Genomic DNA, 24,218 nt, shown 5'->3' with positions numbered 1-24,218 from the left:
AAAGGAGAACGGTAGTTGAATCATACAGGCGGTAAAAAGAGGAGGCCACTGCACTATACAATGGCCTCCTCTTTTTACCGCCTGGAAGCGTTACGATCACCTTGGAACTACATTAGTCTTATCACGGCACGTTAGGCGTCAAGCTGGAGATAACCGATAGCTGCGTAGGCAGAAGACGAAGCTCCGGAATGACGTTGCCGGCAGCGTCCGTCGGCCAGATCGAGATGAGTACATCGGCGGCCAGCGTACACGTAATGCCGAATTGGAACTCGAACTTCCGTGTGAAGGAGACCCAATATTTCTTCGTCATAAGCTGATTAGGCGAGATGGAGAATTGTTCGTGGATGAACGGCACCTTGCTGCCGGATGTATAATCGAACGCGAGAACGATGACCTCGGCGAGATCCGTGCTGGAAGTGTTCAAATAATTGATATTGACATAAAATTCATCTCCAGCCTGCCGGTCGAGAATGCCGGTGGATAATGGGAACGGTTCAATGTCCGTTACGGCCAGCGCGTAAGGCTCGTCGATACCGGTGATGGTGTCGACGACCGCATGAACTTTCGTATCGATGACCGTTATAGAGCCTCCCGCTCCGCTTCCGACATATAACCGGTCTCGCATACGGGACACGGCAACGGATACTGGATCCGGTATCGTAATGGCACCGACGACGGTCTCGGTAACGGTACTGATCATGTAGACCGAGTTGGTACCGGAGTCGCATACATATAGCGTGCTGCCGTCCGGGGACAGAACATTTTTGGTGGGAGAGACGGCGCCAGGAATCGGAATATCATTCATTACGAAATTTACGCTTGTATCGATGACGGATACCGTCTGACTGTCTCTATTCGTGACATAAGCCCGTGTGCCGGCCTCATTGAATACGACATCATTGGGCGTGGAGCCTACGGGCAGACCATTTCCTCCTTGATTCGGATCTGCCAGATCAATGACTGCAACCGCTCCTCCGCCGGACAAACAGACATAGGACAGGTCGCCAACGGGCGAGAAGGCGATAGCTGTCGGGTCATCCCCGCCGGCCGGAGTTTGGGAAAGCACTTCATTAGTCGAAGTCGATATTTGCGTTATCGAATCATCGCCAGTGCTTGAAACGTATACGTATCGCCGATTGGGCGATGCCGCGATGCCAACGGGATCAATGCCGACAGGTACGGTAGCAACATATTCCCCAGTCGTATATCGAACGACCGACACGGTTGAACCGGCGAAGTTGTTAACGTAGGCATGCTCGTTCGGCCCGACCGCGATGCCGGTTGGACCTGGACCGACCGGGATAAGGCGCTCGATGCGGTTCGACCTTGCATCTATGACCGTAACGGTGTTTCTGTTCCGGTTAGCTGCAAGCAGCACTGTCTTGCTGTACATGAATTTTCCTCCTTTCAGCTTCAGGCGAATGGTATGCATATAATCGGTAATCCATATGCCGAGTGTTTGTCTATCATGTCAGGCGGAGCTTGGAGCTAGTCTTTCGTTACGGTATATTTCATCTTTGCTGCCGCTTTCGAGCGGCTTTTTTGTTTTATTGGAAATACTTACGAGGTGGAGGGATGACATGGCAAGCATCAATCACCAATCCGCCTTCTCGGACAGGCTGGATCTTAACATCAAGAGCATCCAATCGATTATGGGGGAAAGCTCGGATCTCATCGTACGGGAAATAACCGTCATGCAGCAGATCCGTCTGGCGCTTATTTTTTTAGATGGCATGGTTGAGAAGCATTTGGTGCAGGATAGTCTGATCTCGGCTATTCTTGACCGTGTGTATGACGAGATGAAGCCGGTCACGGTCCATTATTTGAAGGAGAGTATTATCGCCAGCGACGAAGTACAGCTTACGGCGTCGAGGGAAGAGGCGATGGATCAACTTCTATCCGGAAGTGTGCTTGTGCTGCTTGATCATTCGCGCGAGGCGTTGGCGGTGTCGCTGCCGGGTTGGGAAGACCGCGCCATTACGGAGTCGAAAGCGCAGCCGGTCGTACGAGGACCGCAGCAATCGTTCACGGAATCGCTGCATACGAATACGACGCTTGTTCGCCGGAGGGTAAAGGACGTACGGGTGCGGGTGCAAACGATTCCGGTGGGCTCAATGACGAAGACGGATATAACGATCATGTACGTGCAAGGTATTGCGGGCGATCAGCTCATTCGTCAATTAACCGAGCGGCTGCGGAACAGTCAATTGGAGAAAGTGCTGGAAGGCGAATATATTGAAGAATGGCTGCTGAAAGACAAGCCGCGGACGATATTTCCGCTTCTCTATAATACGGACCGCCCGGACGTCATTGCGGCGGGCATCCTGGATGGAAAGGCCGCTATTTTTATCGATGGATCGCCTTTTGTGCTGTTGGCTCCGTCGTTGTTCGCCGACTTCATGCAGTCCGCGGAAGATTATTATGAGTCGTATATCTACAGCAGCTTGATTCGTATGCTTCGGTATCTTTCTCTCTTCATCTGCATGTTTGCGCCAGCGATCTATATTGCATTGACGACCTATCATCAAGACATGCTGCCGACGCAGCTGCTGCTCAGTCTTGCCGCACAACGGGAAGGTGTACCGTTTCCTGCGTTCATCGAAGCCGTGCTGATGGAAGTGACGTTCGAAATATTAAGAGAAGCCGGCATCCGCATGCCAAGAACGATCGGACAAGCCGTATCGATCGTGGGTACGATCGTCATTGGACAAGCGGCAGTAGAAGCCAGCATCGTTTCTGCAGCGATGGTAATCGTATTGGCGATCACGGCGATATCCAACTTCGTGATTCCTTCATATTCGATGTCCATCGCCATTCGGATCCTTCGTTTTATTTTTATGGGATTGGCAGCAGCTTTCGGCGCTTTCGGATTAACGATCGGTATTATCGTGCTCGTCATCCATTTGTGCGGGCTGCAATCGTTCGGCGTTCCGTACATGAGACCCTATGCGCCATACAAAGCGGATGCGCAGAAAGATGCACTAGTCCGTCTGCCGTACCGGTTGAATACAAAACGGTCCAGACAAAGGAGCTGAGCAGATGCACTTGGGTACATACCGGCGGATAGGGTATAGGATGGTCCTTGCTCTGTTGTTAATAAGTTTAACGGGCTGCTGGAACCGGCGGGAGCTGAATGAAATATCGACGGTCCTAGCGATGGGAATCGATCGGGCAGACGGGCAATACGAAGTATCCGTACAAGTTGTTGATCCCATCCAAATGTCGCAGAAATCGAATACCCAGAGATCGGCGACAATTGTATATTCGGAGAAAGCGCCGACACTGTTCGAAGCGCTGCGCAAGTCAACAACGAGCGCGCCCCGCAGAATGTATTTGTCTCATATGACGTTCCTATTGTTCGATGAAACCGTAGCCCGTGAAGGGATCAAGCAGACGCTAGACTTCTTGCTCCGCGACCATGAAGTAAGGCCTGACTTTAATATGGCGGTTGCCCGTGAGTATTCAGCCAAACAGATGCTTTCGCTCGTCACGCCAATGGAGGTGCTGCCGGCGATGGATCTTATGAAATCGCTGCGCGTTTCGGCGAAAGCATGGGCGCCGACCTCGGCCGTTAACGTCGTCTCCATGATGCAGATGTTGACGAAGGACGGGCTGGAGCCGATATTGACCGGACTTACCATTGCCGGTGACGCGAAGAAAGGCATCACGTCCAAGAACGTTGCCCAACCGGCGACCTTTGCCAACTTCAAGTATCAAGGCATTGGCGTCTTCCGGGACGACCGTCTGCTTGGTTGGCTGAATGAATCGGACAGCAAATCGTATGCCTATATTACGAATCATGTAACTTCGACTGTCGCGAATGTGACATGTATGGATTCAGACGATAAATTCGTCGTCGAAGTGTTGGGCGCAAAGACGAAGATGCAGCCTTCTATCCGCAGCGGCAAGCCTTACATGACGATGAAGATCGACGTTCGCGCCAATGTAGGCGAGATGCACTGCATGATGGACTTGTCTAAACCTAAGGATATGTACAAGTTGCAGACAGAAGCTGCGAAACGGTTGAATCAGGTCATTATGTCGGGTATACGTCATGTTCAACAGCGTTACGGTGTGGACATATACGGTTTCGGCGAGGCATTCCACCGGAAGTATCCGAAGGATTGGCATAGGTGGAAGGCGGATTGGAACCAGCGATTCGAGGACATGCCGGTGGAAATTCAAATCCATTATCAACTCGGCAAGTTCGGCAAAATTATAAGCCCGTTCGATAACAGTCCCGAGACAAGAAAGGAATGAGCGCATGCTTATTGGGATTGTCATGCTTGCAGCAGTGGCGGCTAGTTTCTTGGACTATCGGACCATGATCAAAGGAGGGGGACGTTGGCGCGAACTGCTGGTCAGCGTCTCCATCCTCATGATAGGCATTGGACTTAGTATACTGCACATCTTTCAGGTAGAGCTGCCCAGTCCGCTTATATGGATAGAATATATGTTCAGTCCGATCCATCGAATCGTCGTGCCTCTGTTTACTTAAATTGAGAGGAGGAGTGGAGTTGGAGAAGCCGTCACTGACCGTTCGGCAAGCGACGATGTGGTTTACGCTATCGCAGCTTGGAAGCGCACTGCTTATTCTGCCAGCCTCCCTCGCTAACATTGCAAAGCAGGATGCTTGGTTGGCGATATTCGTCGCTTTAGCAGGCTATTTGTTGATGAGTCCGCTGCACATTGCGCTTGCCAGACAGATGAATGGGCGATCTTTCGTTGATTATGTCTCTTTCATTATGGGCAATGTGCTCGGCAGAAGCATTGCTCTACTCTTTGTGGTTGCTTTCTCGTTTCTTCTATTTATGCTCGTACTGCGGGATATCGGCGACTTCGTGGCGACTTCTGTATTGCCGGAGACGCCAACGGAAGCCATCTATGCCCTTATCCTTGTCGCTGTCATCTATGCGGTCCGCTCTGGTGTAACGGTAACCGGGCGCGCGGCAGAGCTGCTATTCTGGGCGGTTATGCTTCTGTTGACGATTAGCATAGCGGCACTCGTTCCGACTATCCAACTCGATAACATTAAACCGGTGTTGGAGTTTGGATTCAAACCGGTCGTTCACGCCTCGATTCTGCTTATCGCTTTTCCTTTTCTGGAAAGCGTGCTGTATCTATTCTTCGTGCCCGATTTTCAAAATGCGAAGCAGTGGACGAGCACCGTTCTGCGCAGCTCCATCATTTGCGGAACGCTGTTTTGCATCGTGACCTTCTGTAACATTGCGACATTAAGCAGCAAGGTGACCGCCAATTTGACTTATCCGAGCTACTTTGTCATACGAACGATCAGTTTTGCCGACATTTTTGAACGGTTCGAAATATTGATCGCCGTGCTGTGGTATATTTCGATCTTTTTCCGGTTATCGATGATCCTTCAAGCCGTGAAGACAGGTCTGTCCGGCATCTTTCGTCTGCATGACGGGAGAGCGCTGCTGATCCCGCTCGGTCTCATCAGCTTTGCAACGGCGCAATCGATTTTTCCGAACTATGCGGAAGTTATTCATTCGTTTGAATTTTGGCCGTATTACGTCTTCGTGTTCAGCTTGCTGTTTCCGGCAGTGCTCCTTACTATTGGGAAAATGAGGGGAAGCGGGCAAGCGGACAGCAACTGAGGTTCGTTTGCATCTGGACTTCCAGCCCGTCACGCGGTAAAGTAGTGACCATCTATAGCGAGAGCAAGGAGGGAACCTATGTATTTGCGCAGTGTGACGGTAATGCGGCATGAAGAGTCCGAAACGTCAGCCTATCCCTTCTCGATCCCGGCAATAAGGGCGATCGATACGCTGGCATTCAGCCATCAGGTCACGTTCTTCGTCGGCGAGAACGGTTCAGGCAAATCGACGCTGCTGGAGGCGATAGCTGATCAATGCGGCTTTCATACAGCGGGCGGTGGCAAAAATAATACATATGACGTCGACGCCGCGCATTCTGCGTTAGGCGCACATCTCCGGCTGTCTTGGATGCCGAAAATAACGAACGGTTTTTTTCTGCGCGCCGAAACGTTCTATCAATTTGCCTCTCATTTGGACACAGTACCAGGGGCGCTTCAATATTATGGGGGCAAATCGCTCCATAAGCAATCGCACGGCGAAGCGTTTCTGTCTTTGTTCAAGCATCGCTTCGGCAAGAAGGCCATCTATCTGCTCGACGAACCGGAGGCGGCGCTGTCTCCGGCCCGGCAGCTTGCGCTGCTTCGTATTATGAAAGATTTAGAGGATCAGGCGCAGTTCATTATTGCGACGCATTCGCCTATCCTGCTCGGTTATCCTGATGCGCAAATCCTCGATTTCGACGAACAGCCGATACGTCCGGTAAAGTATGAGGATACGCTGCACTACATTCTTACGCGCCGGTTTCTGGAAAATCGCACAACGGTGCTGCGAGAGTTATTCGCCGAAGATGAAGATGAAGATTAGGACGGTTTAGGCTTCCATTATTCGGTATCGATCCGATATACTGATCATGAATGGAGAGTAAAATCACGGCCCGGTTGGTAGTCCGGGCGTGCACGGGGCAATGATTCGTCCGTGTATCCGTAGCCTTCCCCCCTCGGGATGTCCGTCGCTCCGAGCAGTACATGAGGGGGAAGCTCTATGAAGCTAACTGTATTTTGGGATGAGAGCATGAAGCTATGGGTCGGCATTGTCGAACGGGAGGAGAGCAACCGGCTGCAAGCCTGCAGACATTTGTTCGGCGATGAGCCGAAGGATGCGCAGGTATTGTCATTCGTTCATCATGAGATGATGGCGTTGATGGAGCGGTCGAGGGTCTCGGTAGAATCGATTCGTAAGCCGGCAGGCACGATGAATCCGAAGCGCCTTGCCCGACAGGCGGCGCGGGAACTTGCAAGGAAAGGCGTCTCGTCGTATGCGCAGGATGCGGTCAAGAAGGAGCTTGAAGCCCGGAAACGGGAGCGGCAGGTGTCCGGCCGGCTGCAGCAAGAGCAATTGGCCGAGTGGAAGCGGGAACGCAGAATTCAAAAATCCAAGGACAAGCATCGTGGACGTTAGCAATCATTGCGACTCAAACCGAGAAAGCTGCGCATCAGTCTGATGCGCAGCTTTTTAAATCGGCTATTCGGTGCGGTGCTACAGCTTGTCCAAATCAATCTCGCCGCGTGCAATTCGGTTGATCGTCTCCGCGTAGGCGAAATGCTCCTGGGCCAGAACTCGTGCGGCAAGCGTATCGACGGTATCGCCTGGCATGACGGGCACTTCGAATTGCGCAGCAATCGCGCCTTCGTCGTACTCTTCATTGACGAGATGGATCGTAACGCCTGTCATCTCATCGCCGGATTGAAGAACGGATTCATGAACGGCCCGTCCGAACATGCCGTGGCCGCCGTGGCGGGGGAGCAAAGAAGGATGGACGTTCAAGATGCGGCCGCTATAGGCGTGCAGCGTCTGCGGTCCGATTTTTTTCATATAGCCTGCCAGAATGACGAGATTGACCTCATGCTTGCGAAGCGCATGCAAGATTTGTTGGTCTAATTCCTCCGGATCGGGATGAGCATTGGCGCTAATATGATAGGCGGGCAGACCCGCGCTGCGGGCATGTTCAAGCGCAGTTGCCCCCGAGTTGTTGCTGATGACGACAGAAGGAACCGCTAACAGCTGGCCATTCTCATAAGCTTGAATAATGGCATTGACGTTGCTCCCGCCGTGCGAGGCTAGAAATCCGAGTTTGAGCGTTTCCACGACAACACTTCCTTAACGATAAATAACATCTTATTCGTGTATCATAGCATGAGGGTCAGATTCTCTTCAATTATGGGTAAATATATAGGGTTGTAGAAACCAGTCATTTCGCTCGAATGTCCTTATCATTTACAAATCTCGCTTTTTCGCAAGGATTTTGACAAATGATGCCGAATAGTAGTGAAATCTTTCTTATAAATTTGCATTTAGGGAGCCGTCAACGTGATTCATTTTCCTCCAATTCAGACTACGAGATTATTGCTAAGAGAGCTAACGATCGAGGATGCACCTGCGATTTTCCGCCATTTCTCCGATGCGGACGTGACCCGGTTCATGGATATCGAGCCTTGCCAGAGCTTGCAGGAGGCGAAGGAAATCATTCAATTTCACCTTGATGACAGCGGGTGCCGATATGGCTTGTTTTCGTTAATGACGGGCGAATTAGTGGGTACATGCGGCTATCATTGTTGGGTTGCGGATACAGACGGCGCGAGGGCCGAGATCGGATTCGATCTGTCGAGCAAGCACTGGGGACAAGGCTATATGCAGGAAGCGCTTGGCGAAGTCGTTAAGATTGGATTCAAGCTGATGAACTTGGATTATATCGAAGCGACGGTCGAAACCGCCAATAGCCAATGCCAGAAATTATTATCGAAATTGAATTTCGAACGGGAAGAACAACTGCGTGACGGTCTTTATTATTACAAGCTGAATCGATGAGAGGAGCCGTTCTATCAATGCCTAATACCGAACAGAAGGCACAGCACAATCTTGAGCGTATCGCCGGCAACCCATATCCAGGACGCGGAATCGTCATCGGATTATCCGAGGATTCCCGTCATATCGTTCAAATCTATTGGATCATGGGGCGCAGCGTCAACAGCCGCAACCGAAAGTTCGTCATCGAAGGCGATTTCGTCAAAAATGAGGCGGTCGATCCGGCTAAGTTGTCCGATCCGTCGCTTATCATTTACTATCCGCTGAAGTCGGCGGATGGCCGCCATATCGTATCGAACGGCGATCAGACCGATACGATCTTCGATTCGATCACGAAGGGTGGTACGTTAGAGGACGCACTGCTTACCCGAACGTATGAACCGGACGAACCGAACTATACGCCCCGCATATCCGGTCTTGTCGATACGACGGCGGACGCCCGGTATGCGTACCAGTTGTCGATTTTGAAACGAATCAACGAACGCGGCAGCTGCGGACGGTTTTATTATAACTACGAACAGGCTGTACCCGGCATCGGGCATTGCATCCATACTTATGCGGCTAACGCCGAGCCGCTGCCGACTTTTGCAGGAGAACCGTTCGAGGTAAAGCTTGCAGGCAAGGCAGATTCGCTTGCGAAGCAGTATTGGGATCTTCTGAATGAAGACAATCGAATTGCATTGCTGGTGAAGACGATTGACGTACATTCGGGAGAGGCAAGCGTCATCATTCGAAACCAGTATTCAAAGTAAGACTCGAACGCCAGACGGAGTGATTGGAAGCCGCATTCATGCGGCTTTCTTCATATCGAAACGAATGGAGGTACACGATGAAAATGAAGCGGATGATAACAGTTGGTGCTCTTCTATTCACATTTGCTGCTGGGTACTGGTTCGGTACGGTTGACAATGACCGATCGAGCGCATCTGTCTATACGAAGCCTGTCAGCGCAGCGATGGCAGATGCGATGGTCTACGTTGAGGGAAACGTGTATGCGGACCGTTCACTGCTGTATGAGAACAAGACGTATCTTGACGTCGAGAAGCTGTCCCATTATTTGGGCAAAAGATTCGATCTGTCTGACGGCTGGGTCAACATCGGCAAGCATGTGAACCATGAAAGCTTCCTGCCATACGACGTTCTAATCGGGGAGTCGAACAACGCTCAGTATTACGCCAAGCTGCTAGGCAAGCCTCGTACAGTAAGCAAAGAACACAACGAATGCATGGCATCAGAACTTATGACGTATACATTCGACGGGGTAACGATGACGAATGCCGGATCGATCGAAGTGTCGAAGCCCGTACTGAAGACGTACCGCGGTGTGACGGTCGGTTCCAGCCGAAGCTTTGTGCACGTCCAATACGGAGAGCCGAACGAGGATGAAAGCAGCGACGGACGGTGGTTATACGGCGATCAGAAGGTATATACCTGGTTTGAATTCAAAGACGATAAAGTCGTCAAATTCGGTAAGTCCGAAGCGGTTTGCTAAGGACTCATCCTCCTTGAGGAGGAGATGGAGGGCAGAATGAAGAGACGAAGATTATCGGCTGGATTGTGGAGAAGGGTTACGCAGCAGGAATGGCCGACGTTCCGTCGACCGGTCCCGGCGGGGTCGTGTTTCGAGCCGTAGACCGGAACGGGAGGATCGTTGCGGCAGGAAGATGAATCAAGGAATTAAGCTGAAGAAGCCGCTTAGGATCACGTCCTAGGCGGCTTTTTGTCATGTGCTTCAACTCAAGAATTGTGTCGAATTAATGACAGTTGCTATTTTGTGATTTTTATCACAATGTTTTATGAAAGTATTGGATATGATAAAGACATTCAATCGAAGGAGGAACAGACGATGAACAAATGGATTTGCACAATGGCGTTACTAATGACGATCGCGCTCGTAACTGCGGGATGCGGCGGAGGCGATAAGGAGACCTCATCCAGTCCGGCGGCCGCAACCGCTAGCGACGATGCAGGCGGCGGTACAACGGTTACGGTCGATGCGAAGAACTTTACATTCGACCAGAAGGAAATCAAAGTGAAGAAGGGCGACAAGGTAACGATTAAACTGGTGAACAGCCAAGGCAACCATACGCTTAAGATTGACGGCTATGACAAGGAAGTGAAAGGGAATCAATCGGTTACTTTCACGGCAGATAAGTCCGGTGAATTTAAGTACTTCTGCAACATGATGTGCGGCGGAGGCCATACCGAGATGACCGGCAAACTCATTGTCGAATAGCAGAACAGCAACAACTTGCGGCTCTTCCCGGATGATGTGAAGGGAGAGTCGTCATTTCACCTACAGTATGTGATTATTTTCACAAGTTAATTAAGATTCGAGAGGAGATGACCCTCATGGTGATGAGGTTCTTCAAACAAAACGTATGGGCGGCTGTTGCGATTACATTGCTTCGGATTTATGTCGGCTGGACTTGGCTAACGCATGGCTTCGATAAGTTGAAAGACGGTTTCGATGCAACGGGCTTCCTGAACAATGCCATAAATAAACCAGTCGTCGACAAAGCGACGAGCGAGGTGCTATTCCCGAATTATACGTATTTCATCGAGCATTTTGCTTTGCCGAACGTGAAGGTAATCAACTTCTTAATTCCGCTCGGCGAGTTTCTCATCGGATTAGGCATCCTGGTCGGCGGATTGACGTTAACGGCTGCATTCTTCGGCATGCTGCTCAACTTCTTGTTCATGTTCGCGGGCACCGTAAGCACGAACCCTTGGCTGCTGCTGCTTGGCTTTGTGATTTTCACAGCGGGTACGAATGCAGAACGGTTTGGTCTTGACGCCTTCTTGCTCCCTCTCCTTCGTAAAATATGGGCGAAGCTGACGCGCAAGCAGGACGCGAATCCAAAAGGGCAAGACACGGTCCATAAAGGCACGATAATCCCGAGATAATCGCACATCCTTGCAGAAACATACGCAGATTCCGTTCATGGAAGGAAGGTCGACCGATGGATTCAACTTCAACGTCATGCAAGGTACTCGTTCTGAACTGCGGCAGCAGCTCAGTGAAGTATAAGCTGTATGAAATGCCAACTGAGAGGCTGCTGCAGGAAGGCAATGAAAGGAGGGAGCCGGATCAGTCGTTCCAAGCGCTGCTGGATTCGATCTTCCGGCTCATCGGCCACGATGTCGATATGATGGCTCACCGTGTTGTACACGGCGCGGATTTGTTTCCGGAATCCGTGCTGCTGAATGAGGATGTGCTGCGGCGCATGGAGTCGATCTCCTATCTTGCACCGCTGCACAATCCGGTCAATCTGGAGGGAATCCGGCTCGCCCAGCTCCATTATCCTGCGATCCCGCATGCAGCGGTATTCGACACAAGCTTCCATCAGACGATGCCGCCGACCTCTTATTTGTATTCGATACCCTACGAGTATTACAGCAAGCATAAGATCCGCAAATACGGCTTCCACGGCACAAGCCACCGGTATGTGATGCAGCGAGCTGCGGACCTGATGGGGATGCCGCTGGAGAAGCTGCGGTTGATCAGCTGTCACATTGGCAACGGCGTAAGCGTGACGGCAATCCGTTACGGACAGTCGTATGACACGTCGATGGGATTGACTCCGCTGGCCGGCGTTACGATGGGGACGAGAAGCGGCAATATCGACCCGGCCGTCATCCCTTACTTGGAGCGGCTGGAAGGAGTCGGGACGGAAGAGGTTATGCATATGCTGAACCATCAGAGCGGGCTGCTGGGCATATCCGGCGTCAGCAATGACATTCGGGATCTGCTCAAGACGGCTGGCGAAGGGCATGAGCGATCAAGACTCGCTCTGGACATGTTTATTGCTAAGCTTCACCAATATATCGGGCTCTATTTCGCCCGGTTGAACGGTGCGGACGGCATTATATTCACCGCAGGTGTCGGGGAGAACAGTGCCGAGATTCGGGAAAGGATCTGCTCTGGCCTTGAATTCGCCGGCGTCTACGTCGATACGGAGGCGAACCGTTCGGGCCATTCAGAGCGGCTCATTAGCAGCCCGTATTCTCCGACGAAAGTGATGGTTATTCCGACGAATGAAGAAATCGTCATGGCGCGCGATATGTTCCAGCTCGCGAGACCTGCTCAGTCGTTCTATATGGCAAACGACAGTCTTGCCGCTGTGTCGAATGAATCATAGCTTGCTTATTCCATAGTCACAAAGATGGGATCATACTCGCAGTCCAGGAGCCCCGTTCGATCTCGCAGGAGAAACGGATGGGGCTTTCGTATGACCAATTCACGATTTATACACAACTGCAGCTGGGATTTTGTGACGTTGCTCACAGATCCAGTGCAGACGATTCCATACAATGAATCCATAATCGACGAACAGGAGGTTATCCATATGTCCGGTACGCAACAGCAGCATCATACGAAACAAGATGCGCCTGTGAAGAAGGGGGATGAGCCAGCGCTGAAAGGGACGTTCGTCTCCGTTCTGCTGCTTGGCGCTTTCATCGCCATATCCTGGATCGGCGTGTTCGTACTATTCATCGTTCGAAATTAAAGGGGAGTGGACACTCATGCATTTGCATCGACTAGAGAAAATGTGGCTTGCGATCGGCATCTCCATGCTGGCAGTCTTCCTGATCGTGCTTGGCACGATGGCTTTCAGCATGGGCATTCAGCCGCCGAGCGAGCATCATCACACGATTGATCCTGCCAAAGTGACGGAGACGGCACCGTTCGATAAGCCGGGCTTTCAATTAATCGGCGACCGGCATTATGAAGCGGCTATGGTGGCCTATGCCTTCGGCTACGATCCGGCTACTTACGAAGTTGAAGCCGGATCGACGGTTGATTTCACCGTTACAAGCTCAGATGTTGTACACGGGTTCTCGATCGTCGGTACGAACGTCAATATGATGATCGTGCCAGGCGAGATAAGCCATATCAGCCATACGTTCGACAAGCCGGGTACCTACCTCATTCTATGCAACGAGTATTGCGGCACCGGCCACGAATATATGAAAACGACGCTCGTCGTGAAATAGGAGGCTTCACGTATGAAATCATTCGACCGGCAAGACGGTAAGCTAGTCCTTGCTCATATATTATTCGCTTTCGGAGCGCTTCTTCTCGGCGGCATTGCAGGCATGATGCAAGGAATGGTGAGGGGCGGAGCATCGATATTGCCTGATTTCATCGGCTACTACGAGCTTCTGACCGCTCACGGCGTATTAATGGCACTTATTTTCACGACGTACTTTATTGTCGGCTTTCTGTACTCCGGCGTTTCCCATACGTTAGGAGGAAAGCTGCTTCCTGCGGCACGCAAGCTGGGATGGGCCGGCTATATACTCATGTCGGTTGGCACGATTATCGGCGTAGCCGTCATCTTGGCAGGCCAAGCGACGGTGCTGTATACGTTCTACGCTCCAATGAAAGCGTCGCCTTGGTTTTATATCGCATTGGCTCTCGTCGTCATCGGCAGTTGGCTGAGCGGCTTCGGTATGTTCTATCAATACCGGCAATGGCGCAAAGCTAACACAGGCAAGCTGTCGCCGCTGTTCGCTTATATGTCCGTCGTTACGATGCTGCTGTGGCAGATTGCAACGATCGGCGTAGCGGTGGAGGTCGTCGTACAGCTTATCCCATGGTCATTCGGTTGGGTGGATACCGTGAACGTTGTGCTAAGCCGGACGCTGTTCTGGTATTTCGGTCATCCGCTGGTTTACTTCTGGCTGCTGCCAGCTTATCTGTGCTGGTACGTCGTCATTCCGAAAATTATCGGCGGGCGCATATTCAGCGATGCGCTTGCAAGATTGTCGTTCATGTTGTTTCTGTTGTTCTCGATACCGGTCGGTTTCCACCATCAACTCATGGAGCCGGGCATCTCGTCGTTTTGGAAGTTTCTGCAGGTTGTCTTGACGTTTATGGTCATCATTCCTTCGCTTATGACGGCGTTCTCGATGTTCGCTACGTTCGAACTGTTCGGAAGATCGAAAGGAGCGAAGGGCTTGTTCGGCTGGGTGAAGGTGCTTCCTTGGAAGGATGTCCGCTTCTTCGCGCCATTCATGGGCATGCTCATCTTCATCCCGGCTGGCGCAGGCGGCATTATTAATGCCAGCAATCAGATGAACGCAGTCGTCCATAATACATTGTGGGTGACGGGACATTTTCACTTGACGGTAGCCACTAGTGTCGCTCTTACGTTCTTCGGTATCGTATACTGGCTTATTCCGGTCGTAACGGGCCGTGTGTTGACACCTCGTATGAATCGGCTAGGCATCATTCAGACCTTAATCTGGTGCGTGGGCATGTTCATCATGTCCGGTTCCATGCATACGGTCGGGTTGCTGGGTTCTCCGCGGCGTACCGCATACACGACTTATGACGATCATCCCGATGCGGTGCTCTGGATGCCATATCATGTGGCAATGGCTGTAGGAGGCGTCATTTTGTTCATCGGTGTCGTACTGATAATAAGCAATGTAATCGGCCTGCTGCGCGCGCCGAAAGGAGAAACCGAATATCCGATTGGCGAAGTGTCGGAATCAGCCGATCATACGCCAAAATATCTCGAACGCTGGGGATTGTGGATCGGCATTGCCGTTGCGTTAATCCTGTTCGCTTATACGATTCCGCTTATCGATATCATCCGTAATTCGGTGAACGCTCCGGGAGTTAGAACATGGTGACGAACCCAATTCCACTTTTTTCTTGACAATTCAGTTACTGGAGTTTTATAGTCGTCCTCGTGACTTATTTACAGGGGGGACTCAATGAGCGTAGAATGGTATGATCTTATTGCGAGAAGGAATGGCGGCTACAAGAGCCGTGCGGTGTACACGACGGCCGGAAAGTCTGCGGAACCGATATTTGAAGAGCGGCTTCGGGACATGCTCCCGCAATATCGCTCGGTTCTGGATGCCGGATGCGGGCATGGCGATTTTACGTTGAGAATGGCACAATATGCACAGCACATCACTGGTTTCGATAACTCGACCGAACTTCTCTCCATCGCACAATCGCTGCTCCATAGCAGCGGAGTGCCGAACGTGTCGTTCGTCTATGCGACAACGAAGACGGAACTGCCGTTCAAGGATGGACAATTTGATCTCATCTACGACCGCCGAGGACCGACTTCGATATTGGATCACGGCCGAATTCTTGCGTCTGGCGGAACGATCTTCGGCATTCATACGAGTATGGACAAGGTACGCGAGAGATTAGCAGGCAACGGATTTAAGGATGTCGAAATCGAAGAGTACCATGATGCCGTCCATTATTTTCCGAATGAACAGGAGTTCGCGAAGTTTATGTCTGACGTTCCGGGCAATCCGGATCTCACAAGGCCCGAGCACCGGGGAGAGCTGGAAGCACTGATGCTGCAGAATCGAATCGACGGCGAGCTGGCGCTGCGCGAGCATAAGTTTATTTGGAAAGCAATCAAGCCTTGACGGTTGATGCAAGGGAGAGAGGAATCACGATGAGGAATGTCGCAATCGGACTAATGGTCATATCGTTGTTGGTTGGCATCAGCGCACCTGTACATGCCGCAAGTAAAGTGAAGACGTACACAAACTGTACAGAGCTCAATAAAGATTACCCGGGCGGAGTGGCGCAATCCGCTAAAGCGAAGAATAAGGGCGGCAAAACGAAGAAAAAACCGTATGTGTCCAAAGAATTGTACGACGCTAATAAGAAGAGTGATCGAGACAAGGATTTGATCGCTTGCGAGAAGTAACGGAATCGAAGATCGGAGAGGAATTACTCTCCGGTCTTTTATTATATTCAGGATGTTCTGAAAAATGGCTTTACTCCTATCATTCACCATGTTACTATTCAACCAATAAGTTGAATAGATCAGGGGGGCGGAACATCAAGATGGATGGTGCGGCGTTCAAGGACAATGTGTTCAATCAACTATCCAGAGTCGGCAAAGTGTTGTCGAGCCCAAAGCGGCTAGAAATACTTGACCTGCTGTCACAAGGACCCAAGTCGGTCGAAAGCTTATCGGCTATCACGAGAATGAGTGTGGCGAACACGTCGAAGCATTTGCAAGCGCTGCTTGATTCACAGCTTGTCGTCTATCGCAAAGACCGTAATTATGTCATCTATGACTTGAGCGATAAATCAGTCATCGATCTGCTGCTCGCCATTCGGACAGTAGCCGATAAGCAGCTCGAAGAACTTGCGCAATTACGTCAACAGATCGAGGAGAGCAGGGAGCCGTTCGAGTCGGTTACGGTGGAGCAATTCGTAGACCGGTATGAGAGCGGGGGGATTACAATCATCGATGTGAGACCGCGCGAAGAATATGAAGCCGGCCATATTGATGGTGCCATCTCTATACCGATGGGCGATTTGGAACGTTATATCGATCAATTGCCGCAAGACCAGGCTATCTTCGCATACTGCCGGGGCCATTATTGCTTGTATGCGGCGGAGGCCGTGAAGCTGTTGAAAGCGAAGGGGCTGCATGCCATCAGGCTCGACGCAAGCCTGCATGACTGGAACAAGTATCGGCAGCAATGAACGGAAAGCGAAAGGGGAATACCGATATGCCTGACACGACGACAGTGAAGGCTGAATCGATGCCGTCACATTCACGGCATACGATTGAGCAATACATTCAATCTCCAGAACGGCTCCGTCAGCTCTACCGCAGAACGCTGGCGGTTGTCATCATCTCGCAGTTGCTCGGAGGGGCTGGTCTTGCTGCTGGGGTGACCGTTGGCGCACTGCTGGCGCAAGATATGCTTGGCACCGAAAGTTATGCCGGTTTGCCGACGGCGCTGCTTACACTTGGTTCTGCTGTCGCCGCTCTGATGGTCGGACGGCTCACGCAGCGCAGCGGCAGGAGAGCCGGACTAGCGACTGGCTTCCTATTGGGAGGCGCCGGTGCAGTCGGTATTATAGCAGCGGCCGCTGCGGATCAAGTATGGCTCTTGTTCCTGTCCTTCATTGTATATGGAGCGGGAACAGCGACAAACCTGCAAGCGCGATACGCCGGCAGCGATCTTGCGTTACCGTCGCAGCGTGCCAAATCGATCAGCCTGGCGCTCGTGTCGACCACGTTCGGTGCCGTTGCGGGTCCAAGCTTGGTTGAAGTGACAGGCCATGCTGCGGAATCGGTCGGTCTTCCGACCTTAGCCGGACCATTCATGCTCGGAGCCGTCGCCTTCACGCTGGCTGGACTGTTCCTGCTGGCGTTTCTTCGTCCTGACCCTCATGTCATAGCCAAAGCAATTGCTCAAGCCCAACTTGCAGAAGGAAGCCAGACTGCGGTTGCCCGGCAAACGAACAAACGCGGCATTGTAATCGGTGCGTCCGTAATGATTATTACCCAAGCAGTGATGGTCTCGATAATGACAATGACGCCCATTCATATGAAGCATCATGGCCATAGTCTAGGCGACGTTGGTCTTGTAATCGGCATCCATGTCGCGGCGATGTATTTGCCGTCGATCGTGACCGGAGCTTTAATTGACCGAATTGGCCGTACCGCAATGGTGTATGCCGCTGGTCTCACGCTGTTATCCGCCGGTCTTGTCGCAGCGTTATCACCTTCCGATTCGATGCCGCTGCTCATTCTTGCTCTGGCCTTGCTCGGCTTGGGCTGGAATATTGGCTTAATCAGCGGAACGACATTAATCGTGGATTCTACGGATCCGGCTACTCGGGCCAAAACACAAGGCAGCGTCGACGTATTCGTCTCGCTATCGGGAGCATCCGGCGGGGTGTTGTCCGGAATGGTCGTCGCGGGTACTAGCTATGCGATGCTATCACTAGGCGGGAGCCTGCTGTCGCTGATCTTAATACCGATCGTAGTGTGGAACCAATCCACAAGCAGGCAGCGGGCATAACGTTGCTTGTCCAGCTTGCGGAGCTTTTCTGATACTGTTGTTCGATAGATTGGACCTGCGATGATGATCGCGGGTCTATTTTTATTTACTACACCTTGCGGCAGAAGAATACATTAATAAAGCAAGAGCTGTGCGGTTAGCTTGATATTAACCGGCCGTAACGGGAGGGATGAGAATATTGGAGACAGAAGCTTATCGCCCATGCAACCCTGTTCGATTCGTAACGGCTGCCGCATTATTCGACGGACATGACGCGTCGATCAATATTATGAGGCGTATCCTCCAAGCTTCAGGTGTTGAGGTCATCCATCTGGGACATAACCGCTCAGTATCGGAAGTTGTGGATTGTGCTATCCAAGAAGATGTCCAAGGCATTGCGGTCAGCTCTTACCAAGGAGGCCATATCGAATATTTGCAATATATGTACGACCTGCTGCAGCAGCAAGGGGCGGGACATATTCGAATATTCGCCGGAGGAGGGGGCGTGATTATTCCGGCAGAGATCGAGCAACTGCATCGTTACGGTATTGCCCGTATATTCTCTCCGGAAGACGGACGTGTGATGGGGCTGCAGGGGATGATCAATTTCATGATTCGGCAATGTGATTACAAGAAGCCTAAGCGGCCAGAACACGACTTCGCTGCGCTGCAAACCGGCGATTGGGGAGCCGCTGCGAGGCTTATTACATGGGCAGAGGAACGTGGTTTTCAAGCTGATCTCGACGACTCTGATGCAGCCGTGCTTCAGCAACTGGAAATGAACATACCATCTGTTCCGGTTGTCGGCATAACAGGCACAGGCGGCGCGGGCAAAAGCTCGCTTACAGATGAATTGGTACGCCGGTTTCTCGAACATTATCCGGATAAGTCTATTGCGGTTCTGTCGGTTGATCCTACGAAGCTGAAGTCCGGCGGGGCGCTGCTAGGAGATCGGATCCGGATGAATGCTGTCCATCATCCGAACGTGTATATGCGCAGCATGGCAACACGCGGGTCCAAATCGGAAATTAGCGCGGCAACGAAGGATGCGATCCATATTGTCAAACAAATGGGGTGCGATCTCGTCATCGTCGAGACAAGCGGTATCGGGCAAGGCAGCTCTGCTGTCGTGGATCTGTGCGACGTGTCCGTGTACGTCATGACGAGCGAGTTCGGAGCGGCTTCACAGCTTGAGAAAATTGATATGATCGACTTCGCAGACATGATCGTGATCAATAAATTTGAACGCCGGGGCTCGGAAGATGCGCTGCGTGACGTGTGCAAGCAATACAAGCGCAGCCGGCAGAAGTTCGACATACCAGACGAGGAACTGCCTGTGTTCGGCACGATCGCCAGTCAGTTCAACGATCATGGGACGAACGAGCTGTTCCGCTATCTCATGAAAGCAGTGGATACCGCCGTAACAGGGGGATATTGGCCGCCGGTACCCGTAAGCACTCTACAGCCGCAGACGAAAGGAACAAAAATTACCCGCATCATTCCGCCAGATCGAACCGGTTATTTAGGTGAAATTGTGCAGACAGTCCGAGCGTATTCGCAGTTAGTAGAAGAGCAGACTTCTATTGCGAGGAAGATCGCGCATTTGCGTGAAGCCAAGGCATTGATTGAAGCAAACGATGGACCGCAGCTGCCGAATGCGGAGTCGTCCGCTCTTGTGAAGAGGCTGGAGGAATTGCAACATCGGTATGAGGAGCGTCTCCATCCCGATAACCGGAAGCGCTTAATGGAGTGGCCGGCAATCCGCCAGTCGTATCGTCAGGACTGGCTTTCGACGCCGTCCAACGGTCAGGAGAAGGCTAAGGGAACCGCGCTCTATTCCGAATCACTCTCCGGTACACGTATTCCGCGAGTCAGTGTTCCTTCGTTCGTAGATGATGGAGAGGTGCTCCGCTGGTTGTTGAAAGAGAACTTGCCCGGTTATTTTCCCTATACGGCTGGCGTATTCCCGTTCAAACGTTCTGACGAAGATCCTAAGCGCCAATTCGCTGGCGAAGGTACACCTGAGCGGACGAATCGGCGGTTTCATCTGCTCTGCCGGAACGACGAAGCGAAACGGCTGTCCACTGCATTCGACAGCGTGACGCTATACGGACACGATCCGGAGGAGCGACCTGATATCTATGGCAAAATCGGCAACAGCGGCGTAAGCGTCTGTACACTGGATGACATGAAGAAACTGTTCCGGGGATTCGATCTTTGTCATCCTTCGGTTAGCGTATCGATGACGATTAATGGCCCGGCTCCTGTCCTGCTCGCCATGTTCATGAATACGGCAATCGACCAGTTAACGGAACAGTTCGTTGCCGCTCAATTGCGCGAACCGACGGAATCCGAAAGGGAAGAGCTTAAAGCAGCCGCGCTTAGGACGGTGCGTGGAACCGTTCAGGCGGATATTTTGAAAGAAGACCAAGGGCAGAATACGTGCATTTTCTCAACGGAGTTCGCGATGAAAATGATGGGGGACATCCAGCAATATTTTATCGATCATCAGGTTCGCCACTATTATTCTGTCAGTATTAGCGGCTATCACATTGCGGAGGCGGGAGCCAATCCGATTACGCAGTTGGCATTTACGCTTGCTAACGGCTTCACTTACGTCGAGTATTATTTGTCCCGTGGAATGAAGATCGATCAATTCGCTCCGAATTTGTCATTCTTCTTCAGCAATGGACTTGATCCGGAGTACAGCGTGATGGGTCGGGTTGCGAGGCGAATTTGGGCAACGGTGATCAAAAATAAATACGGCGGAAACGAACGGAGCCAGAGGTTGAAGTACCATATTCAAACGTCCGGCCGCTCTCTGCATGCCCAAGAAATGGACTTCAACGATATCCGGACGACGTTGCAGGCATTGATTGCCATCTATGATAATTGCAATTCTTTGCACACGAATGCTTACGATGAAGCCGTTACGACACCGACCGAGCATTCCGTCCGTCGTGCCATGGCCATCCAGATGATCATCAACCGGGAGTTCGGCATGACCAAGAACGAGAATCCGCTTCAAGGCTCATTCACCATTGATGAACTGACCGACCTCGTGGAGGAGGCGGTATTGTTGGAATTCCAGCGCCTTCATGATCGAGGGGGCGTACTAGGAGCAATGGAGACTGGATATCAGCGGGGCAAAATTCAAGAGGAATCGCTCCATTATGAGCATAAGAAGCATTCTGGCGAGCTGCCCATTATCGGCGTAAATACGTTTACGCAGCCCAATTCGGGCAAAGAACGAGCAGAGATCGAGCTTGCCCGTTCGTCGGCTGAAGAGAAAGAGACGCAGCTACGGAGCGCATCCGAGTTCAAGCATCAGCATCAGGCAGAGTGCGGCCCTTCTATTGAACGGCTCAAGCAAGCCGCGAGGACGAACGGCAACCTATTCGAAGCGCTAATGGAGACGGTAAGACATGCAACGCTCGGGCAGATTACGCGCGCTCTTTACGAGGTGGGCGGCCAATATCGAAGAAATATGTGACAAGTACGGTATATTGCACAAAACCATTCGCGATACGAAGAAGAAGCAATGAACGATAAGCAGAGCGACCGCAGCCCGCGTGAACGGGAGAGCGGTCGCTTTTTATATATACTCTTTACCGGAAGAGATCGCTTATACCAGGACTACGCTCGCTCGGCATTTCGGAAAGCTCTGGTACCGGAAAGCCTTGCGGCGGCGACGTAACGGAGAGAGTCCCTTTATTCCGGTTCGGACTTTCCCCTTACCTTGGAGCGGACACGAATTAACGTCAAACTTGGAGCTTTATACTTCGCAATTCGATGAGATAGCGCTGCCGCCGTTAATGGCTTAGGGGATAATCCGACAAGTGAATAGACAGACGGATCAAAGGACAAAACAATGGAGCAACAATTCAACTAAGGAGTGGTCCTCAATGAGAAAAGCGATTTCCATGTTTGCCGTAGCAAGTTGCTTGACTATGATGCTTGCTGCGGGACATTCGGAGGCTGCTTCGACAAGTACAACTGTCGGAAGTGGCTTGCAGAGCTCCGCTTATAATGGCACTAATGAGGGTTACAACACGAACAATTACAACAACACGGTTGGCAATGGGATGAATGCGACGTCTTACAACAACGAGGGGAATTATCGAACGAGAGCTTTAGCTAACGATGATAACGACTTCGATTGGGGCTGGCTTGGTCTTCTTGGCTTGATCGGGTTAGCGGGCATGAGAAGCCGTAGTAGGGAACGCGAGCGTACCTGAGAACCATTGAATGTTTTTTGCTGATAATACGAAAAGCGCTAAGTCACGGGAAGCCGTACCTTAGCGCTTCTTGTGGTTTGGATTAAAACGAACCGAGTCTACCCATTCGATTGGTTCGATGAATTGTCAGCAGCACGCAACGAATCGTTTAACTATGCGACACAGGCATATATTTTGTGATGATGCTGATGAAGACGCTCCAAAAGTCGTTTGATTGTGCAATGAATGCCGTATGTATGATCGGGGTGGTTAGGGCCATTAATGGGTACCAGATGAGCTGGAGAAACATATACCATTACCTTGAAATTTTAAGCGGTCTTGCGACACATTTTGTAAGTTTCTCGAATTCGTTAATTGGATATAAAGCCGGGAGAGAATAACGGACGGCAGCGTAGTGCTGCCGCCGTCCGCACTTCCCTAGTTAGATTAGTATTTGCCGTAACCGCCGTAGCCGATACCGCCGAGTCCCATGCAGCTGCATGCTACGATAACAAGAAGGATGAAAAGAACGAGAATTGTTCCTACGTTCGTGAAAGCTCCGCCAATATGTCCAGACATTGTGCTTCGCACCTCCTTGCGTTGTGGGTACGAAAGTAGGTTATGCAGGAAGTTCCGCGATTGCATGGGCATTTGTATCGGGGGCAATTATAGTTGGTCATTCGCCTAACAGATACAAGGTCGCACTGTCGACGTCTTGGATGACCGCATTGCACGGCATTTGTTCGTCATTTACATCAGGTATTTAAGACAGTAACACGATTGTAAGAGCCGCACCTGCACCGCCGGAAATTAACGTCGCCGCCCCGAGCAGTCCGAACAGTTCTAAAGTGATGGTGGAGCTTGCGGCCAGCGGCGTAATGATGACGTTGTTGAAGCTGGATACCGCAACCGCTACAGACCTGGTACTCGGTGTATTCGGAGCACCGTTAATGATTAGCCTCGTGCCCATTGCTAGTGCGGCTGTCGTGTTCACTTGATACGTGATCAAATAGTCGCCTGCTACTGGTACCGTAAATACCGTATTCGCCCCATTAACCGTAATTCCGCCGTTCAGCACTTGGTTGTTGGGCAGCGCCACAGACGTTCCGCCCAAAACGACAGCAATGACGGCCCCTGTTGTATTAGCTGCAAAGGCGTTCACGTTTGTAAAAGCAGATCCAGTAGCCCCTGTAGCCCCAGTGGCCCCAGTGGCCCCGGTCGTTCCAGTAGCACCAGTTATACCAGTAGTGCCAGTTGCGCCGGTCGCGCCTGTTGTACCCGTGGTACCCGTCGCGCCAGTTTCACCAGTAGTGCCCGTCGTACCTGTTGCACCAGTGATGCCAGTTGCACCTGTTGCGCCTGTTGCACCTGTTGCGCCTGTTGCACCTGTTGCGCCTGTTGCACCTGTTGCACCAGTAGTGCCAGTCACACCAGTAGCTCCTGTCGCGCCTGTTGCACCTGTTGCACCAGTAACTCCGGTCGCACCGGTTGCGCCTGTTGTACCCGTGGTACCCGTCGTGCCTGTTTCACCAGTAGCGCCAGTCGCGCCTGTTGCACCTGTAATACCCGTCGTGCCTGTCGCACCAGTTTCACCAGTCGTGCCCGTCGCACCTGTTGCGCCAGTAGCACCAGTAGTACCGGTCGCACCGGTCGCGCCTGTTGTACCCGTGGTACCCGTCGTACCTGTTTCACCAGTAGCGCCAGTCGCACCGGTCGCACCTGTTTCACCAGTAGCGCCCGTCGCACCGGTCGCACCTGTTTCACCAGTAGCGCCCGTCGCACCGGT

General features: G+C 51.7%; 25 protein-coding genes and 1 pseudogene. 21 read left to right on the top strand and 5 right to left on the bottom strand.

Annotated features, from left to right (window positions below):
• Positions 1-121: 121 nt before the first annotated feature.
• Positions 122-1,393 carry a YncE family protein gene (locus PKO01S_RS05775; RefSeq protein WP_164779498.1) on the bottom strand — a complete coding sequence of 424 codons (1,272 nt, stop codon included), beginning with the start codon at positions 1,391-1,393 and terminating at the stop codon, positions 122-124.
• Between the two features lie 187 nt (positions 1,394-1,580).
• Here PKO01S_RS05775 and PKO01S_RS05770 point away from each other — a divergent pair, with 187 nt between their 5' ends.
• The 6 genes from PKO01S_RS05770 (at position 1,581) to PKO01S_RS05745 (ending at position 7,016) form a co-directional block, all read left to right on the top strand.
• Complete coding sequence (locus PKO01S_RS05770; RefSeq protein ID WP_307719820.1) at positions 1,581-3,035, top strand: spore germination protein; 1,455 nt, start codon at positions 1,581-1,583, stop codon at positions 3,033-3,035.
• A gap of 4 nt (positions 3,036-3,039) precedes the next feature.
• Positions 3,040-4,260: a Ger(x)C family spore germination protein gene (locus tag PKO01S_RS05765; protein ID WP_127530367.1), complete on the top strand. Its 1,221-nt coding sequence runs from the start codon at positions 3,040-3,042 to the stop codon at positions 4,258-4,260.
• Between the two features lie 4 nt (positions 4,261-4,264).
• Positions 4,265-4,498: a hypothetical protein gene (locus PKO01S_RS05760; protein ID WP_127530366.1), complete on the top strand. Its 234-nt coding sequence runs from the start codon at positions 4,265-4,267 to the stop codon at positions 4,496-4,498.
• Between the two features lie 19 nt (positions 4,499-4,517).
• Complete coding sequence (locus PKO01S_RS05755; RefSeq protein WP_127530365.1) at positions 4,518-5,618, top strand: GerAB/ArcD/ProY family transporter; 1,101 nt, start codon at positions 4,518-4,520, stop codon at positions 5,616-5,618.
• Positions 5,619-5,696: 78 nt separating this feature from the next.
• Positions 5,697-6,422, top strand: a complete 726-nt coding sequence (locus PKO01S_RS05750) for an AAA family ATPase (RefSeq protein WP_127530364.1) — start codon at positions 5,697-5,699, stop codon at positions 6,420-6,422.
• Between the two features lie 177 nt (positions 6,423-6,599).
• Positions 6,600-7,016 (top strand): YjdF family protein, encoded by a 417-nt coding sequence (locus PKO01S_RS05745; RefSeq protein WP_127530363.1) that lies wholly within the window; start codon positions 6,600-6,602, stop codon positions 7,014-7,016.
• Positions 7,017-7,094: 78 nt separating this feature from the next.
• Here PKO01S_RS05745 and purN read toward each other — a convergent pair whose 3' ends face one another.
• Positions 7,095-7,703, bottom strand: coding sequence for a phosphoribosylglycinamide formyltransferase (purN, locus tag PKO01S_RS05740; RefSeq protein ID WP_127530362.1), 609 nt, complete (start codon positions 7,701-7,703; stop codon positions 7,095-7,097).
• A 222-nt stretch (positions 7,704-7,925) separates the two neighbouring features.
• Between purN and PKO01S_RS05735 the strand changes: the two genes are divergently transcribed.
• The 14 genes from PKO01S_RS05735 (at position 7,926) to icmF (ending at position 21,708) form a co-directional block, all read left to right on the top strand.
• The gene (locus tag PKO01S_RS05735; RefSeq protein WP_127530361.1) at positions 7,926-8,423 is read left to right on the top strand and encodes a GNAT family N-acetyltransferase; all 498 of its coding nucleotides are present in this window, start codon (positions 7,926-7,928) and stop codon (positions 8,421-8,423) included.
• A 17-nt stretch (positions 8,424-8,440) separates the two neighbouring features.
• Positions 8,441-9,172 carry an IMP cyclohydrolase gene (locus tag PKO01S_RS05730; RefSeq protein ID WP_127530360.1) on the top strand — a complete coding sequence of 244 codons (732 nt, stop codon included), beginning with the start codon at positions 8,441-8,443 and terminating at the stop codon, positions 9,170-9,172.
• A 77-nt stretch (positions 9,173-9,249) separates the two neighbouring features.
• On the top strand, positions 9,250-9,912 hold the full coding sequence (locus PKO01S_RS05725; RefSeq protein WP_127530359.1) for a hypothetical protein: 663 nt from the start codon (positions 9,250-9,252) through the stop codon (positions 9,910-9,912).
• A gap of 354 nt (positions 9,913-10,266) precedes the next feature.
• Positions 10,267-10,656: a cupredoxin domain-containing protein gene (locus PKO01S_RS05720; RefSeq protein ID WP_127530358.1), complete on the top strand. Its 390-nt coding sequence runs from the start codon at positions 10,267-10,269 to the stop codon at positions 10,654-10,656.
• Positions 10,657-10,772: 116 nt separating this feature from the next.
• On the top strand, positions 10,773-11,327 hold the full coding sequence (locus PKO01S_RS05715; protein ID WP_127530357.1) for a DoxX family protein: 555 nt from the start codon (positions 10,773-10,775) through the stop codon (positions 11,325-11,327).
• A 56-nt stretch (positions 11,328-11,383) separates the two neighbouring features.
• Complete coding sequence (locus PKO01S_RS05710) at positions 11,384-12,562, top strand: acetate/propionate family kinase (RefSeq protein ID WP_127530356.1); 1,179 nt, start codon at positions 11,384-11,386, stop codon at positions 12,560-12,562.
• 207 nt (positions 12,563-12,769) lie between these two features.
• Positions 12,770-12,931: a cytochrome c oxidase subunit 2A gene (locus PKO01S_RS05705; protein ID WP_127530355.1), complete on the top strand. Its 162-nt coding sequence runs from the start codon at positions 12,770-12,772 to the stop codon at positions 12,929-12,931.
• 16 nt (positions 12,932-12,947) lie between these two features.
• Positions 12,948-13,418 carry a cytochrome c oxidase subunit II gene (locus PKO01S_RS05700; protein ID WP_127530354.1) on the top strand — a complete coding sequence of 157 codons (471 nt, stop codon included), beginning with the start codon at positions 12,948-12,950 and terminating at the stop codon, positions 13,416-13,418.
• A 12-nt stretch (positions 13,419-13,430) separates the two neighbouring features.
• Positions 13,431-15,065, top strand: coding sequence for a b(o/a)3-type cytochrome-c oxidase subunit 1 (locus PKO01S_RS05695; RefSeq protein ID WP_127530353.1), 1,635 nt, complete (start codon positions 13,431-13,433; stop codon positions 15,063-15,065).
• Positions 15,066-15,149: 84 nt separating this feature from the next.
• A complete protein-coding gene (locus PKO01S_RS05690) occupies positions 15,150-15,827 on the top strand; it encodes a class I SAM-dependent methyltransferase (protein ID WP_127530352.1) in 678 nt (225 codons plus the stop codon).
• Between the two features lie 53 nt (positions 15,828-15,880).
• A complete protein-coding gene (locus PKO01S_RS05685; protein WP_407669632.1) occupies positions 15,881-16,114 on the top strand; it encodes an excalibur calcium-binding domain-containing protein in 234 nt (77 codons plus the stop codon).
• 140 nt (positions 16,115-16,254) lie between these two features.
• A complete protein-coding gene (locus PKO01S_RS05680) occupies positions 16,255-16,905 on the top strand; it encodes an ArsR/SmtB family transcription factor (protein WP_127530350.1) in 651 nt (216 codons plus the stop codon).
• Between the two features lie 59 nt (positions 16,906-16,964).
• Positions 16,965-18,236, top strand: coding sequence for an MFS transporter (locus PKO01S_RS05675; RefSeq protein WP_127530510.1), 1,272 nt, complete (start codon positions 16,965-16,967; stop codon positions 18,234-18,236).
• 178 nt (positions 18,237-18,414) lie between these two features.
• Positions 18,415-21,708 (top strand): fused isobutyryl-CoA mutase/GTPase IcmF, encoded by a 3,294-nt coding sequence (gene icmF / locus PKO01S_RS05670; protein WP_174818549.1) that lies wholly within the window; start codon positions 18,415-18,417, stop codon positions 21,706-21,708.
• 115 nt (positions 21,709-21,823) lie between these two features.
• On the opposite strand, the pseudogene PKO01S_RS05665 reads toward icmF, so the two are convergent.
• Positions 21,824-21,949 (bottom strand): annotated as a pseudogene (locus PKO01S_RS05665) (manganese catalase family protein); the annotation flags it as partial.
• Positions 21,950-22,120: 171 nt separating this feature from the next.
• Here PKO01S_RS05665 and PKO01S_RS29270 point away from each other — a divergent pair.
• Positions 22,121-22,453 (top strand): WGxxGxxG family protein, encoded by a 333-nt coding sequence (locus tag PKO01S_RS29270; RefSeq protein WP_127530348.1) that lies wholly within the window; start codon positions 22,121-22,123, stop codon positions 22,451-22,453.
• Between the two features lie 426 nt (positions 22,454-22,879).
• Here PKO01S_RS29270 and PKO01S_RS29590 read toward each other — a convergent pair whose 3' ends face one another.
• Together PKO01S_RS29590 and PKO01S_RS05650 are read right to left on the bottom strand one after the other, a co-directional pair.
• Positions 22,880-23,011 (bottom strand): sporulation protein YjcZ, encoded by a 132-nt coding sequence (locus tag PKO01S_RS29590; protein WP_127530347.1) that lies wholly within the window; start codon positions 23,009-23,011, stop codon positions 22,880-22,882.
• A gap of 184 nt (positions 23,012-23,195) precedes the next feature.
• Positions 23,196-24,218, bottom strand: a 1,023-nt coding sequence (locus PKO01S_RS05650) for a BclA C-terminal domain-containing protein (RefSeq protein WP_127530346.1), incomplete at its 5' end; no start/stop codon positions are given.

Origin of the sequence: Paenibacillus kobensis NBRC 15729, assembly GCF_004000825.1 — a bacterium.
In the GTDB taxonomy this organism is placed as follows: domain Bacteria; phylum Bacillota; class Bacilli; order Paenibacillales; family Paenibacillaceae; genus Paenibacillus_T; species Paenibacillus_T kobensis.
This window is presented reverse-complemented; position numbering and strand designations above follow the sequence as displayed.